Source organism: Pseudoalteromonas lipolytica (assembly GCF_900116435.1).
Classification (GTDB): domain Bacteria; phylum Pseudomonadota; class Gammaproteobacteria; order Enterobacterales; family Alteromonadaceae; genus Pseudoalteromonas; species Pseudoalteromonas lipolytica.
The window spans coordinates 167999-182528 of the sequence record NZ_FPAZ01000005.1; the positions used below are offsets into that span (position 1 = coordinate 167999).

The window sequence follows — 14530 nt, forward strand, 5'->3', positions numbered from 1 at the left end:
ACATGTTAACTCACTTTTTATCGGGTCTTGAATTAGACCAAAAAGGCGCGCTTAAATTATTAGACTTAGCGCAAAAAATTAAAGCAAACCCTGTTGATTTTAGCCAAGCGTTAGCGGGCAAATCAGTGGTGACATTATTCGAAAAACCAAGCTTACGCACGCGTTTATCATTCGATATAGGCATTAATAAATTAGGTGGCCATGCTGTGTATTTAGACTCACAAAATGGGGCTATGGGTGCACGTGAATCGGTGAAAGATTTTGCTTTAAATATTTCTACTTGGGCCGACGGTATTGTGGCTCGTGTATTTGCACATAAAACATTAACTACGCTTGCTGAATTTTCGTCAGTGCCTGTGGTGAATAGTCTGTGTGATTTATACCACCCATGCCAAGCATTAGCGGATTTCTTAACGCTGCAAGAAGTACACGGCGATGTCAGTAAACTGAAGCTTGCTTATTTAGGTGAAGGCAATAACGTGACGCATTCACTTATGTTACTTGCTGCAACGTTAGGGACTGATTTTGTGGCGGTTTGCCCTAAGGGGAGTTCTCCAGATTCACAGATTCTCAAACAAGCAGAGCAAATTGCAGCCATGAATGGTGCATCTGTGATGGTCAGTGACAGAATTGAAGCGGCAGTCGGCGCAAATGCAGTCTATGCTGATACGTGGGTATCTATGGGAGATAAAACCCCACTTGAGCAAGTTAAGGCTAAATATATGCCGTACCAGTTAAATCAAGCGTTGCTTGATCAAACGGGCGCGCAAACAGTGTTGCATTGCCAGCCAGCTCATCGCGAATTTGAAATTACCTCTGAGGTAATGGATGGCCCTGCATCAAAAATTATTCAACAAGCAGAAAATCGTATGCATGCGCAAAACGCACTGCTTGTCACATTATTAAATCCAAATTTTGTTTAAGGAACACCAATGAGTTCAATCAAAAAAGTCGTATTAGCCTATTCTGGTGGTCTAGATACATCGGCAATCGTGCCGTGGTTAAAAGAGAACTACGGCTGTGAAGTTATCGCATTCGTTGCTGATGTAGGCCAAGGTGCTGAAGAGCTTGAAGGCGTTGAGGCCAAAGCAATCGCCTCAGGTGCATCTGAGTGTTATGTGGTTGACCTAAAAGACGAAATGGTCAGTGATTATATTTATCCGACATTAAAAACAGGCTCTATCTACGAAGGTACCTATTTACTGGGTACGTCGATGGCGCGCCCTATTATTGCAAAAGCACAAGTAGAGATTGCGCGTAAAGTGGGGGCTGATGCACTGTCGCATGGCTGCACAGGTAAAGGTAACGACCAAGTGCGTTTTGAATCATGTTTCGCAGCATTAGCCCCTGATCTTAAAGTGATTGCGCCATGGCGTGAATGGGATTTATCAAGCCGTGAATCATTACTAGATTACTTGGCTGAGCGCAATATCCCTTGTTCAGCATCTGCTACAAAAATTTACAGCCGTGATGCAAACGCATGGCACATTTCGCACGAAGGTGGCGAGCTTGAAGATCCATGGTGCCAACCGAGCGATCAAGTGTGGACCTGGACTAACTCTCCAGAGCAAGCACCAAACGAGCCTGAATATGTGACATTAAACGTAGTAGAAGGTGAAGTGGTTGCGGTTAATGGTGAGACATTAAAACCATACGATTGTTTAGTTAAGCTAAATGATATCGCAGCGCCACATGGTGTAGGCCGTGTAGATATTGTTGAAAACCGTTTAGTCGGTATGAAATCGCGTGGTTGTTATGAAACACCTGGGGGCACAGTAATCATGGCTGCACTGCAAGCCGTTGATGAGCTCGTGTTAGATAAATCAAGCCGCAAGTGGAAAGAAGTGCTGGGTGGTGAGTTTTCACACTTAGTGTATGACGGCCGTTGGTTTACGCCGCTTAAAGATTCAATTCTTGCAGCTGCTGAATCACTCTCAAAGCTGGCAACAGGTGAAATTGTTCTTAAACTGTACAAAGGTCAAGTAACTGCTGTACAGAAGAAGTCACCTAACAGCTTATACAGTGAAGACTTTGCAACCTTTGGTGAAGATGATGTATACGACCAATCACATGCTGAAGGGTTTATTCGTTTATTCTCACTTTCGAGCAGAATCTCTGCATTAACGAAAAAATAATTTTATTTTGCCCCGTTCAGCGGGGCAATATCAGCGTTTGGAGAGAATTCAATGGCATTATGGGGCGGACGTTTTTCTACGGGTCCAGATGAAGCATTTAAGCAATTTAACGATTCACTTCCCTTTGATTATCAGCTTGCAGAGCAAGATATTATTGGCTCAGTTGCGTGGGCCGGTGCGCTTAAACAAGTTGATGTATTAAATCAACAAGAATACGACGATCTTGTCGCAGCACTTAATACTCTGTTGGATGAGGTTAAAGCTAATCCACAGGCTGTTGCTGTGGCAGGGCATGAAGATATTCATTCTTATGTTGAGTCGGCATTAATTAACAAAGTTGGCGACTTAGCAAAAAAACTTCACACAGGTCGTAGCCGCAACGACCAAGTTGCTACAGATTTCCGTTTATGGTGTCGCGATACAGCGGATCATATACTTGACGCTATTGCTGATTTAAAGGCCGAATTTATTGCTTTAGCAGAACGTGAGCTGGGTACTATTTTACCGGGTTATACACATTTGCAACGCGCGCAGCCCGTGCTCTTTAGTCATTGGTGCATGGCGTATGTGGAAATGCTTGAGCGTGATGAAAGTCGTTTAACAGATGCGAAAAAGCGTATGAACTTTTGTCCATTAGGCAGTGGTGCACTGGCAGGTACGGCGTACCCAATTGACAGGCAAACGCTTGCCGAGGGGCTAGGTTTTACCGCTGCAACGCGCAACAGTCTTGATGCAGTGTCTGATCGCGACTTTGTGGTGGAGCTATTAAGCTGTGCCTCTATCTCAATGATTCATTTATCTCGTATGGCTGAAGATCTTATTTTCTATAATTCTGGTGAAGCAGGGTTTGTTGAATTGTCGGATGGTGTGACGTCGGGTTCATCATTGATGCCACAAAAGAAAAACCCAGATGCACTTGAGCTAATTCGGGGTAAGACAGGGCGGGTTTTTGGTGCTTTTAGTGCCATGATGATGACCTTAAAGGCCTTACCACTTGCATATAATAAAGATATGCAAGAAGACAAAGAAGGTTTGTTTGATGCGATGCCAACGTGGCTTGCGTGTATTCATATGGCACAAGCATGCATTAAAGGGATTAAAGTTAATGCTGAAAAGACCCTAGCCGCAGCAAAAGGGGGGCACTCTAACGCCACCGAATTGGCTGACTATTTAGTGGCTAAAGGCATCCCCTTTAGAGAAGGTCACCACATCGTAGGCACCTTAGTGCAAATGGCTATTACCGAAGGGAATAACTTAGAAGATTTAAGTTTAGAGCAATTCAAATCTGTGCATAGCATTTTCGAATCAGATGTATATCCTGTATTAGAAATAGATGCATGTATTAAAGCGCGACAGGCTTTAGGGGGGACCTCGTTAGAACAAGTAACGAGCGCCATCGATAATGCCAAGAAGTCTGCTAATAAAGATGTGTAATGCACATTAAGCTGATGCCGAATTAATGGTTCTGTTATTTCGGCTCAAAGCTATGGATGGCTGAATTCTTGCCGCACCAAAGTGACAGCGTGCACAGACATTCTACAGTGTGGTGCTGATAGTTTATAAACAATAGCCAAAAATTTGGCTCGATGTCTATTAACTCAACGCCATAATGTATTACTCGTTATGCAAAAAGTGTGATGAGGCTGTTTGTCTTATACACGATGAAAATAATGTGTGTCGCTCACTTTAAAAGAACGAAATTCATTTTGAAGTCTTGTGATAATGCGGTGATCCCGTGTAAAAACGAGGCTTAACTCCCTGGATAGGAAAAACGCACGGTTACCCCTGTGCGTTTTTTTATGCCTAAGATTTACAAAGATCACCGGGAATTGATCCAAATGATCGTTGTTTCTAAAAAGTTGGATCACTAATTGCAATGTTAGAGACAGCAGTTATTTTACTGCAAAAAGCGTCAAAAGAATGAGAACGCTTAACTCAGCTTACAACCTGTTGTAAGCTTATTGTAAACAACTAATAATTTTAAAGGATTTAACTGATGCAAGTTACGAACAATAGCCAACTTCAAATGCAAGCTTACAGCCAAATGCAACAAACAAAGCCCGCTTTGGAACAAACTACTAGTAATAAAACCCTGCAATCTGATACAGTAACTTTATCAAACGAAGCGCTGTCTCTATCAAGTGGTATTGATCTTCAACGCGGTGGCGGCGCTGTTTTTCCAAATAAGAAGAAAGAAGAATAAATGACGGGTAATGGATGTTTCTAACTGAGCTTTTTGGTGTTTTTTCATTGTCGGCCTTTGTTGTATGGGGCATGTTAATGGCGTTCTTTTTTAATGTATTTGTGTATACATTAGGAGTGAAGAGAAAAACGACCTTGTTGCTCAGTTCATTCATAATGGCAACCTCTTATATGGCAGGGGATTTTTTATTTACTTGGTTATCACCAGTCCCAGCTACTTACCTCGATTGGGCATTATATGATGTTGTGACCATAGTATTCTTGGTTTCATCTTATTTCGTTTTTAAAAAAACTACCCCTTCATTTCTTTACCTTATAGTTGGCTTAAGTATTAACACAACGTTATTCTTGCTAATGTATCTGGACCTATTTATTTACGGAAATACTCAACCTTGGTTCTTTTGGGATATTTATTCTTTTGGTGTAAATATAGTTGATTTATCTATGATTGTTGCTTTGATTGTTGATCGTGACTTTCTTGGATTGAATAAGTTTAAAACATTTATACATAATTCTCTCAAAACTCATAAGTTAGCTTAAAAAAGTTAAGCTATGTATATCAGTGATGTAGTAGGAAGCCTGATAGGAGCCTTCATTGAATGGGGGTTTTTAATGGCATTCCTTTTCAATTTAGTAACCCACATTAACAAACCAGATAAACGTCTTGTCGTTTTGTCCTTGATAATGATGCTTTCATACTTCTTGAGTGGAGTATTAAATTTATCAAGCAATATCTATCTGAACTGGTTTTACTTTGATGTTATAACCATCGCGGCCATATTTATTTGGATTTACTGTGGGCGAGCCGACTCTTTCTGTGCCATTTATTATGTCGTTGTAGGCTTGTTTTTAAACTCTCTTTTGATGCTTTCTATTTTTGTAGATATCGTACTTGTTGAAAATCGTACTCCTTGGATTCTTTGGAGTATCTATTCGTTCGGCGTAAATATTATTGATCTTATGATGATAGTCGCATTACTCACTAACAAGGATTTTTTTAAGTTTGCAGCAGTAGCGAAACGTTTTAGTTCTAAAGCGACTAGAAGACTGCCCAGTGCTTAAACTCCTGCAAGAAAACTTTGGCCTTTATCTCGCTACTTTCATCATGTGGGGATTTTTAATGGCCTTTTTATATAACATGGTGAAGAAGTCTTCATCGCCAAATGGTGATAAAACAGTGATGTGGATGGCACTGGCTATGTTTATCTCTTACATGGCTAGTGACCCATTACTTAATATAGCGTTTGGCTACAATATGTTAGATTCGAGTTTTGCATACGTCATGTGGGCTGGCTCTGATTTATTGATGTTGGCCGTTATCTGGTTAGTCGCCCACCAAAAAACTTTTCTTGAAGTGCCTGCAAAACTGTATATTTACACGGGGCTTTTAGTGAATACATCGCTGTTTTTAGGGATGTACTATGATATTAACTACACTTATACGGGTGAGTGGTGGTTTTGGGATTTTTACACTATTACAGTGAATCTCATGGACATGATGATGCTTATAGCGCTGTTTTGTAATAAGGATTTTTTAGGGTTAGTAAAGCTTTATAGAAGCATGCGAGGTCAAACCAAATTAGCCTGACCTCACCCGCTCTAGAAACGGTATTCCCAGCTTGTTCTAAGTGCTGTATTCGTGTTTGAGTCGTCGCCCATCTCATCTTTTGAGACCAGCCCTGTTACTTTCCAAAGACCATTGAAGAGTGCTTGTTGGTAGCCAAGTTCAAGTTGCAATTGGCTTACGCTGGTAATGGTTTCGTTATCAAGGCGTTCACTATCAATCCATCGTAGCTTTGCATGTCCACCATAGCCATCTAAAGTATGGTAATAGGCTCCAAGGATAGCCGATTTACTTTGTTGTGGTATTGAGCTTCCTACAAGTCGCTGGCGTTGAGTATAGCTTCCTGAGCCGTAGACACACTCGCTATGTAGTTCACATGTTTGTTCTGTGTTTGAGTACTCTAAATACGTTTTTAATAAACTATCCGATGTACCAAAATAACTTTCAACGCCTAACGTGTAGAACGGATCGCTGGGTGCTAAACCACTTTTGTTTTGACCCATTACCTCTGCGTAGAATGCCACAGGGTGCGATAACGCACTTGTTGAGTACTTAATATCAAAACTTGTTAAACGGTGAGTCGATTCGTTATTTTCTAATGCAATGACATCACGCTCGGTTGATGTTAAATAGTCAGAGCCGGCAGTATTAAAGGCAACTTCTAGTCCCATAAGTGGTGTACTGGCAAATCTGAGGGCCCAATAATCACCTTTTTCACTGCTGTTTAGATACGGTTTTTGCTTGGCATATATCCCCGTTAACTGCCAATTCCCCACAAACGATAACCAATGTGGGCCAACATACTGGCTATTAGCTCGACTAAAACGCAGTCCTTTCATGGGCGCGGCATTATTAGAGAGTAACAGCGCATTTTCGTTACTAGGCCCCCACCAGTGACTGACTTGTTCAGCACTAATAGACCAGTTACCGACAAGCACAGCTAAATAGCTGTCTTGGTAATTAACATGCTGTGTATCGAGTGCCTCATCGGCGTAATTAACACTGACTTTTGCACTGACACGCTGACCTGTGATTGAGCCGTAACTATTTATACCGCTTTTTTGCTGGTGGCGTTTACCAAAGCTTTGGTGTGTTTCAGGCTCGCTATTGTAATTTAAGCGCACACTCGAGCTGGTTTTTTGCTTCGCATTATCTAACGCATGTTTTACATGCTGATAAGCAAACAAGCTTTGCGCGTTAAGTTGGCTGGTATTTACAGACGCTAAGTCTCGTGCAATTCCTTGCCACATAAGCGGGTAGCTATTAATCGGTTGCTTAATAACGCCTTGATTAAATAGCATTTCGATTGATGCGCGTAGCAGTGGGTCATCGCTTTCTATCCATGGCCCAGCAATACTTGGCGCAGAGATCATTAGTAATGCACTTAAGCTAATGAGCTTCTTTAATTTCATCCGTGTATTTTTTCCTGTAATGCTTTGCCAACTATTGGGTCAACAAATTCACTTACATCGCCATGATGACGTGCTACTTCTTTCACTAAGGTTGAAGAGATAAAAGAATTTTTTTCGGCAGGCGTTAAAAACACGCTCTCTAAATCAGGGTTTAGGCGGCGGTTCATGTTTGCTAATTGAAATTCATAGTCAAAGTCTGACACCGCACGAATACCGCGAATAAGAACTTCTGCTTTATGCTCGCGCGCTAAATCAGCCAGTAAACCAGAAAACCCGATAACACTGACATTATCAAGGTGCGCTAATATTTTATTGGCCAGTTCAACACGCTCATCAAGTGTAAAGCAAGGTTGCTTACTTGGATTGTGCGCAATTGCAACAATAACGTGATCGAACATTTTTGCAGCGCGATGAATTAGGTCTGTGTGGCCATTTGTTAGCGGGTCGAATGTGCCCGGATATATTGCAGTAACGTTCATAACTATCAGCTATCTATAAATTTGCTTGTTATATTAACAGTGTTTGAGTCTGTATGCAGCTTAGAAAATACGCGTATCTTACTAGTTTTTGTCCCTAAAAAGGAACGGTAAACCGATTGAGGTTAGATTTTTTCAAGGTAGTATTTTATTGCCGCGCATTTGTTTATACTGCTTGGCTTTCAGTACTTAATAATCATAAAAAACAGAGTAATCAGCATATGAGCACTAAGGATAAAATTATACACACCAGCATTGAGTTATTTAACCTCCATGGTGAGCGTGCCATAACAACCAATCATATAGCTGCACATATGGGTATTAGTCCGGGTAATTTGTATTATCACTTTAAAAATAAAGAAGATATCATCCGTCATATATTTGCTTTATATAGTGAGCACTTGCACACCCACTTCAAGCCGTTAACCCCCGATGATGATGCACTCGAAAACTTAGCAGGGTATTTAGACTCTTTGTTTGAATTGATGTGGCGATACCAGTTTTTTTATGACAACTTGGGTGACATTTTGTCGCGAGACGAAGCCCTTAAAAAAGATTACATCGAATTTCAGGCGGCATTACTTGAACAAGTCAAAGAGGTTTTATTAGCGTTGAGAGCGGGTGATATTATCACCATTGAAGATGCTGATGTAACAGAGCTTGCTCATATGTTAAAAATGACAGTGAGTTTCTGGACACCTTATATCAAAGCGCGTCGCTTAAGTGGTGAATTGGCAAGACAAGATATTTACCACGGTATTTTAAAGGTGTTATTACTATTAAAAGCCCACTGTACTGAGCATAGCCTAGCGCAAGTTAACCAATTACGCGCGAAGTACTTAGCTTTAGCTAACGCTGAACCAACGGCACAATAATCCGTCTGAAGCAGTTTATTTCCTAGACGCTATAATTTTTGTTATAATCGCGCGCCCTTGAGGTTGGTATGTCTCAAGGCGTGTGAATTCCACAGTCTAAGAGTGAACTATGCTTAAATTTATCGTCAAATTACACCCAGAAATCGCTATCAAGAGTAAATCTGTACGTAAGCGTTTTACCAAGTTATTAGAAAATAACATTAAGATCGTTTTACGTCGTGTTGACGAAAAAGTGCAAGTAAGAAACAACTGGGATAATATTTCAGTTGTAAGTCTCTTGGAGTCAGAACAAGTCCGTCTTGATATCATCGATGGCTTAAAGCGTATACCTGGGATCGTACAGTTTATAGAAGTAACCGAGACTGATTTCGAATCGCTTGATGACATCTATCAAAAAGCCAAAGAATTAATCGGCCACACCATTGAAGGCAAAACATTTTGTGTTCGTTGTAAGCGCTCAGGTAAGCACGACTTTACATCAAGTGATGTTGAACGCTATGTAGGGGGTGGGTTAAATCAACATGTAGAGGGCGCGCGCGTTAAGTTATCTCACCCAGAGGTAACAGTACGTTTAGAAGTGCGTGACGAAAAAGCCTACATTGTTACAGAGACTCATTTTGGTATGGCTGGTTTCCCATTACCAACGCAAGAAGATGTGCTATCACTGATGTCAGGTGGTTTCGACTCAGGTGTTGCTAGTTATCAAATGATCAGAAAAGGGGCTCGTACTCACTTTTTGTTCTTTAACTTAGGCGGCGCAGCGCATGAAATTGGCGTGAAGCAAGCAAGTTACTACATTTGGAAACAGTTTAGCTCAACCCATAAAGTGAAATTTGTCACTGTTGATTTTGAACCCGTCGTAGCGGAAATACTCGAAAACATTGAAAACAGCCAAATGGGCGTTGTACTTAAACGTATGATGATGCGTGCTGGCAGCCAAGTGGCTGAAAAACTAGGTGTACAAGCACTTGTTACCGGTGAGAGTATTGGCCAAGTTTCGAGTCAGACGCTGGCAAATTTAAGTGTGATTGACCGTGTCACCGAAACGCTGATCATTCGCCCACTTATTCAACACGACAAGCAAGATATTATTAATATTGCACGTAAAATTGGCACAGCAGAAATGGCAGAGAGTATGCCTGAATACTGTGGTGTAATATCTAAAAAACCAACAGTTAAAGCAAAAATTAAAACCATCTTAGCTGAAGAAGCTAAATTTGATTTTGATGTACTTAATACGGTGGTTGAAAATGCACGTGTTATGGATGTCCGCGACATTGATACCGAAGCAAAACAAGAAGTGAAAGAAGCAGAGTCAGTCTCTGATCTTCCAAAAGACGCAGTGGTTGTTGATATTCGTTCACCAGAAGAAGAAGACGCTAACCCGCTAGAGCTTGAAGGTATCGAAGTAATTCATTTACCATTTTTCCGCTTAGCGACTAAGTTTGGTGATTTACCAAAAGATAAAGAATACTACTTATATTGTGCTAAAGGGGTAATGAGCCAGCTACAAGCGCTTATTTTACACGAAGAAGGCTTTAGCAACGTAAAAGTGTATCGCCCATAAGTAAACGGGTATAGAAAAGCGCGAATTTCGCGCTTTTTTAATGCCTAACGAAAGACGCTGACTTTTCAATTTGCTGTTAATTGGCACACCTTCCAGCTGCCACAATAGAAGAGGGGTGTTGTTAAAGCCCCGCTGATTTGGCTTTTATCATACTAAGCATGGCTTGATTGTAGGGGGTTTTCACTCCAAGCTTAGCGCCTTGCTCACATATATACCCACAAATAGCGTCAATCTCAGACGCTCTATTATGGCTAATATCTTGTTGCATCGATGAAAAGTTTGCGGCGGTTGCACTCATTACACTGTAGGCATTATTTAGCGCGTCACTTAATGAGAGTGAAATACCTTGTTTGTTAGCAACTAAGCACGCCTCACTGAGTAAATTAATAATTCGCGAGCTAAAGTGCGGCGTACGAAGTTGACCGTTTTTTACATTATGAATAGCGCTCAGCGGATTAATTGCGATATTCACCAACAGTTTTTGCCAACGAAGGGTATGAATATCATCGGTAACACTAAAATTAGGTAAGCTGCTAAAGTGCTGCTCGATCTGCTTTAGCACTTTGCGCGCCGCATCATTACACGTACCTAAAAGACTGGCACCGTCACCAGTATGATTCACGCTGTATTGAGTTGCTTTGAACCCCGCCTGCTGAGTGGTTAAAAATGATAGACCTTGATGGGCCGAAAGCGCGGCGTTAAGTTCATCCACATTGCCCATGCCATTATGAGACAAGATAACTTGGCAGTGCTCAGCTAGATAAGGTTGAAGTTGCTTAAATGCAGCTTCAACCTGAAAGGCTTTCACCGTAAATAACACCCACTCGAATGGGGCAAACTGGTTAAGTTCTTTATGATTAATTAGGCGTGCGTTAATAGGTTGTGATTTACCATTTGAAGGTTGATAAAAACGGGTGGTCAAAGTGGGCTTGCGCGTTAATAAGGTAACAGTATGTTGAGCTGATAAAAAATGACTGAATAACAAGCCAATAGCACCATCACCTACAATTAAAATATTAGCCATTGCGCTGTTTATTACCTAAATGAAAACCAAGTTTAATAATAAAGTAGCTCGAAGCACCTATAAAATCGGCAACAAAATCGGCAACTGAAGCTTGACGATAAGGCAGCATATCTTGCATAAACTCAATGGCAGCACCGTACCCTGCAAGCAATAATATTTGCACTATAAGGGGTAATTTAAACGCTTTATCCATCACCATAGCCAGTATGAAGAAAATGCCAAAATGCGCGACTTTATCAACATGTGGGAATAGGTTACTTACGCCTTTAATTTCTTTGGCGAAAAGAATAGTGAAGCCAATAATGCTGACTAAAAATATAATTTGGTATATGCGCCTAGTCACAATAAACCTTTAAACTGCCTAAAAAATGAATGGGCAGTATATCAAACAATTTTCGTATCGCACCTGAACGGTGTGCAGAAAAATGTAAAGATTTATAAAATTGACGTTATAATCCTAGGCATATTTATTTTAAAAACCTTGTTAGGAGAACCCCATGCCTTCATTTGATATTGTTTCTGAAGTAGAAATGAACGAAGCGCAGAATGCAGTGGATAATGCTAAGCGTGAATTAGAAACACGTTTTGACTTTCGTGGTGTTGATGCATCAATCGAATTAAACGACAAAGTCATTAAGCTAAAAGCCGAAGCACCACAGCAAGTTATGCAATTATTCGATATTCTTGCTGCGAAAATTTCAAAGCGCGGTTTAGACGTATCTAGTTTAGAGCTTAGAGATGAGTCGCGCAGCGGTAAATACGTCATGCGTGATGTGGCACTTAAGCAAGGTATTGAAAAAGACGTTGCAAAGAAAATCGTCAAGTTGATTAAAGACTCAAAAATTAAAGTACAAGCCGCTATTCAAGGTGAAGAGTTACGTGTAACGGGTAAAAAGCGTGATGATTTACAAGAAGCAATGCAAGTTGTTCGTACTGCTGATTTAGGTCAACCATTCCAATTCAAAAACTTCCGCGATTAATTAATTTTATTGCGAAAGCACTGTCTGACTATGAACACACAGCTCTACTAGAAGAACGGTGAAGTTGTGACTAATCTAAAGCCAAACATAAACGTGTTTGGCTTTTTTATTTTACTTTCTATCTAGCTTTATTTAGAAGTTTAGACGTCCATTGACATTTATTCCTAAAATCATCACAATAGCAGCCTATTTTCAAGGTGCTTGCTGTATCTGCTTAGATACATGCTATTTCAAAGGCTGAAATAACAGCAAGATAATCGGGAAGCTGGTGCGTTTTCAAGGAGAAAACAATGCCAACACTGCCCCCGCAACGGTAATGCGTATGCTCAGTATATGCAGAGTCCGGAGACCGGCCTTGAATTAACTTACTATTTGCGTGTGCGGTGGGCACAGGCTAGGGGATATCATGCTAAATAAATCTACGTTAGGCGTAGCGGTTGCTGCTGCGTTGTCTTTTTCTGTGTCTGCGGATGAGCAATCAATCGAGCACATCACAGTGACTGCCAATAAATTCGAACAATCTATTAATGAAGTCTTAGCGAGCGTTACAGTCATTGACCGTGCTGATATCGATGCAAGCTATGTTCGCGACTTACCTAGTTTACTGGCAACACAAGCCGGTTTCCAAATTAATGCTAATGGTGGTTTTGGGCAAAGTTCAGGTGTTTCACTTCGGGGTGCCAGCTCACGTCATACGCTTATTTTAATTGATGGTGTACGCACAGGTTCGGCAACGCTGGGCTATAAAAGTATTAGCAATATTCCGTTAAACAGTATTGAACGCGTTGAGGTCATTAAGGGTTCTCGTGCTGCTGTGTATGGCTCAGATGCGTTAGCGGGTGTGATCAATATTATTACTCGTAAAGCACAAAATACCACTTTGGATGTCACCTTTGGTTCAGATTCTTACCAAGAGTACCAAGTGGCTACTGGTGGTCAGATTGCAGACGTCGATATTTCTGTTAATGCAGGTTACGAAAAAACAGACGGCTTTGATGTATTACAAGGTGTAGCGCCTGATGAAGATGGCTATGAAAATAAAAACCTTGGTTTTAACCTAGGTTATCAAAATGAGCGACTAGGGGAGCTTTTATTACAGGGTCAGTACTCAGAAGGTGAAGCGCAATACGATAGCTCTTTTAGTCCTGCTGATAGTACAGTAGAAAAAGGTGAGTTCGAAAACTACCAAGCTTCATTAGGTTGGAAAAAAGCATTCGAAAAACACGCCCATGCGATTGATATTGCAATCTCTAGCGACAGTTCAGATGACTCGCGTATCGACTACACCGGTGCAACGGTGGTTGATAAGTTTGAGACAGAACGTGAGCAAATCGATTACAACGGCCAATATTTTTTAAATCAAAGTTTAACAATTAGCGGTGGTTTAAACTGGTATAAAGATGAAGTAAATACTAATTCTGGCACTTATCTAAAAGACAGTCGTGAGGTATTCGCTGCGTTTGTTGGGGCTTACTACGATGATGAGCACGTGCTGGCAAATCTGACTGTACGACAAGATGATGACCAACAATTTGGTGACGAAACAACCTATACGGCAGCGGTCGGTTATCATCTAAATGATATCGCGACATTCCGCTTAAGCCAAAGCACCGGCTTTAAGTCACCAACCTTTAATGATCTGTATTATCCCGGCTCTGGTAACCCAGAACTCAATCCTGAAACATCAGATAACCAAGAGTTAGGTTTATCACTTAATGTGAATGATATCAGCCTAGATATCGCTATTTTCCGCAGTGAAATAGATAACAAAATTGCCTGGGCACCAAATGCATCCGGCGCTTGGCAACCAACGAATATCAATCAAGCTCGCCACGAAGGGGTTGAATTTAGCTTTAAAAACCAAGTGCTAGGTTTTGATCACAGCTTCAATTTTACCTACCTATCAGCAGAGGATACTGAAACAGGTAATGCATTGACCTATGTATCTAAACACAGCGTGAATTGGTCATTACATAAAGCATGGGGCGACTTTGATGCTGGTATTGATATGCAATATCGCGGTGATCGAGATGGCAAACTGACACACTTACCTTCATACACGTTATGGAACCTTGTGGGCCATTACCAAGCAACCGATAACCTGACCGTGTCACTTCGCGTAGAAAATCTATTCGATAGAGAATATAACGCCGTTGATGCGTATGGGAAAGATCTCGATGGTGATTTCATCAACGACGAATTTTATTACTACAATACGCCAGAGCGTCGCTTATTTGTAGGTGCCCGTTATCAGTTCTAATAATAAAGGAAATTATTAGTTCTGCGTCTAAAAGC

General features: G+C 41.0%; 14 protein-coding genes, 1 pseudogene and 1 riboswitch. Of the genes and pseudogenes, 11 read left to right on the plus strand and 4 right to left on the minus strand.

Annotation, left to right across the window (positions count from 1 at the left end; all coding sequences use genetic code 11):
* Positions 1-2 precede the first annotated feature (2 nt).
* The 7 genes and pseudogenes from BM378_RS06640 (at position 3) to BM378_RS06670 (ending at position 5925) form a co-directional block, all read left to right on the plus strand.
* Positions 3-923: an ornithine carbamoyltransferase gene (locus BM378_RS06640; RefSeq protein ID WP_036970885.1), complete on the plus strand. Its 921-nt coding sequence runs from the start codon at positions 3-5 to the stop codon at positions 921-923.
* 9 nt (positions 924-932) lie between these two features.
* Entirely contained in the window at positions 933-2135 is a 1203-nt protein-coding gene (locus BM378_RS06645) for an argininosuccinate synthase (protein ID WP_036970883.1), read from the plus strand.
* 51 nt (positions 2136-2186) lie between these two features.
* Positions 2187-3548 (plus strand): annotated as a pseudogene (gene argH / locus BM378_RS06650) (argininosuccinate lyase); the annotation flags it as partial.
* A 583-nt stretch (positions 3549-4131) separates the two neighbouring features.
* Positions 4132-4338 carry a hypothetical protein gene (locus tag BM378_RS06655; protein ID WP_074988854.1) on the plus strand — a complete coding sequence of 69 codons (207 nt, stop codon included), beginning with the start codon at positions 4132-4134 and terminating at the stop codon, positions 4336-4338.
* A gap of 14 nt (positions 4339-4352) precedes the next feature.
* Positions 4353-4877 (plus strand): hypothetical protein, encoded by a 525-nt coding sequence (locus tag BM378_RS06660; RefSeq protein WP_074988855.1) that lies wholly within the window; start codon positions 4353-4355, stop codon positions 4875-4877.
* Between the two features lie 12 nt (positions 4878-4889).
* Positions 4890-5399 (plus strand): hypothetical protein, encoded by a 510-nt coding sequence (locus tag BM378_RS06665; protein ID WP_074988856.1) that lies wholly within the window; start codon positions 4890-4892, stop codon positions 5397-5399.
* Positions 5392-5925 carry a hypothetical protein gene (locus BM378_RS06670; protein ID WP_074988857.1) on the plus strand — a complete coding sequence of 178 codons (534 nt, stop codon included), beginning with the start codon at positions 5392-5394 and terminating at the stop codon, positions 5923-5925. Before BM378_RS06665 ends, BM378_RS06670 begins: the two co-directional genes overlap by 8 nt.
* An 11-nt stretch (positions 5926-5936) precedes the next feature.
* On the opposite strand, the gene BM378_RS06675 is transcribed toward BM378_RS06670, so the two are convergent.
* A complete protein-coding gene (locus BM378_RS06675) occupies positions 5937-7313 on the minus strand; it encodes a capsule assembly Wzi family protein (RefSeq protein WP_074988858.1) in 1377 nt (458 codons plus the stop codon).
* On the minus strand, positions 7310-7792 hold the full coding sequence (coaD, locus tag BM378_RS06680; RefSeq protein ID WP_036970871.1) for a pantetheine-phosphate adenylyltransferase: 483 nt from the start codon (positions 7790-7792) through the stop codon (positions 7310-7312). The genes BM378_RS06675 and coaD overlap by 4 nt, the downstream gene beginning before the upstream one ends.
* Positions 7793-8010: 218 nt before the next feature.
* Between coaD and BM378_RS06685 the strand changes: the two genes are divergently transcribed.
* Together BM378_RS06685 and thiI are read left to right on the plus strand one after the other, a co-directional pair.
* Entirely contained in the window at positions 8011-8664 is a 654-nt protein-coding gene (locus BM378_RS06685; protein WP_036971760.1) for a TetR/AcrR family transcriptional regulator, read from the plus strand.
* A gap of 109 nt (positions 8665-8773) precedes the next feature.
* On the plus strand, positions 8774-10231 hold the full coding sequence (gene thiI / locus BM378_RS06690) for a tRNA uracil 4-sulfurtransferase ThiI (RefSeq protein ID WP_036970869.1): 1458 nt from the start codon (positions 8774-8776) through the stop codon (positions 10229-10231).
* 121 nt (positions 10232-10352) lie between these two features.
* Here thiI and BM378_RS06695 read toward each other — a convergent pair whose 3' ends face one another.
* On the minus strand, positions 10353-11255 hold the full coding sequence (locus tag BM378_RS06695) for a ketopantoate reductase family protein (RefSeq protein WP_074988859.1): 903 nt from the start codon (positions 11253-11255) through the stop codon (positions 10353-10355).
* Positions 11248-11598 (minus strand): VanZ family protein, encoded by a 351-nt coding sequence (locus BM378_RS06700; RefSeq protein WP_074988860.1) that lies wholly within the window; start codon positions 11596-11598, stop codon positions 11248-11250. The genes BM378_RS06695 and BM378_RS06700 overlap by 8 nt, the downstream gene beginning before the upstream one ends.
* Before the next feature lie 154 nt (positions 11599-11752).
* On the opposite strand from BM378_RS06700, the gene BM378_RS06705 reads away from it, so the two are divergent.
* Both BM378_RS06705 and BM378_RS06710 read left to right on the plus strand, forming a co-directional pair.
* On the plus strand, positions 11753-12235 hold the full coding sequence (locus BM378_RS06705) for a YajQ family cyclic di-GMP-binding protein (protein WP_074988861.1): 483 nt from the start codon (positions 11753-11755) through the stop codon (positions 12233-12235).
* Between the two features lie 216 nt (positions 12236-12451).
* A riboswitch (cobalamin riboswitch) is annotated at positions 12452-12607 on the plus strand.
* 34 nt (positions 12608-12641) lie between these two features.
* Entirely contained in the window at positions 12642-14495 is a 1854-nt protein-coding gene (locus tag BM378_RS06710) for a TonB-dependent receptor domain-containing protein (protein WP_036970860.1), read from the plus strand.
* Positions 14496-14530: the final 35 nt, after the last annotated feature.

Bases quoted from the DNA above. Each gene is read 5' to 3' on its own strand.
- BM378_RS06640 (WP_036970885.1), top strand. From the start codon at position 3: ATGTTAACTCACTTTTTATCGGGTCTTGAATTAGACCAAAAAGGCGCG.
- BM378_RS06645 (WP_036970883.1), top strand. From the start codon at position 933: ATGAGTTCAATCAAAAAAGTCGTATTAGCCTATTCTGGTGGTCTAGAT.
- BM378_RS06655 (WP_074988854.1), top strand. From the start codon at position 4,132: ATGCAAGTTACGAACAATAGCCAACTTCAAATGCAAGCTTACAGCCAA.
- BM378_RS06660 (WP_074988855.1), top strand. From the start codon at position 4,353: ATGTTTCTAACTGAGCTTTTTGGTGTTTTTTCATTGTCGGCCTTTGTT.
- BM378_RS06665 (WP_074988856.1), top strand. From the start codon at position 4,890: ATGTATATCAGTGATGTAGTAGGAAGCCTGATAGGAGCCTTCATTGAA.
- BM378_RS06675 (WP_074988858.1), bottom strand. From the start codon at position 7,313: ATGAAATTAAAGAAGCTCATTAGCTTAAGTGCATTACTAATGATCTCT.
- coaD (WP_036970871.1), bottom strand. From the start codon at position 7,792: ATGAACGTTACTGCAATATATCCGGGCACATTCGACCCGCTAACAAAT.
- BM378_RS06685 (WP_036971760.1), top strand. From the start codon at position 8,011: ATGAGCACTAAGGATAAAATTATACACACCAGCATTGAGTTATTTAAC.
- thiI (WP_036970869.1), top strand. From the start codon at position 8,774: ATGCTTAAATTTATCGTCAAATTACACCCAGAAATCGCTATCAAGAGT.
- BM378_RS06695 (WP_074988859.1), bottom strand. From the start codon at position 11,255: ATGGCTAATATTTTAATTGTAGGTGATGGTGCTATTGGCTTGTTATTC.
- BM378_RS06705 (WP_074988861.1), top strand. From the start codon at position 11,753: ATGCCTTCATTTGATATTGTTTCTGAAGTAGAAATGAACGAAGCGCAG.
- BM378_RS06710 (WP_036970860.1), top strand. From the start codon at position 12,642: ATGCTAAATAAATCTACGTTAGGCGTAGCGGTTGCTGCTGCGTTGTCT.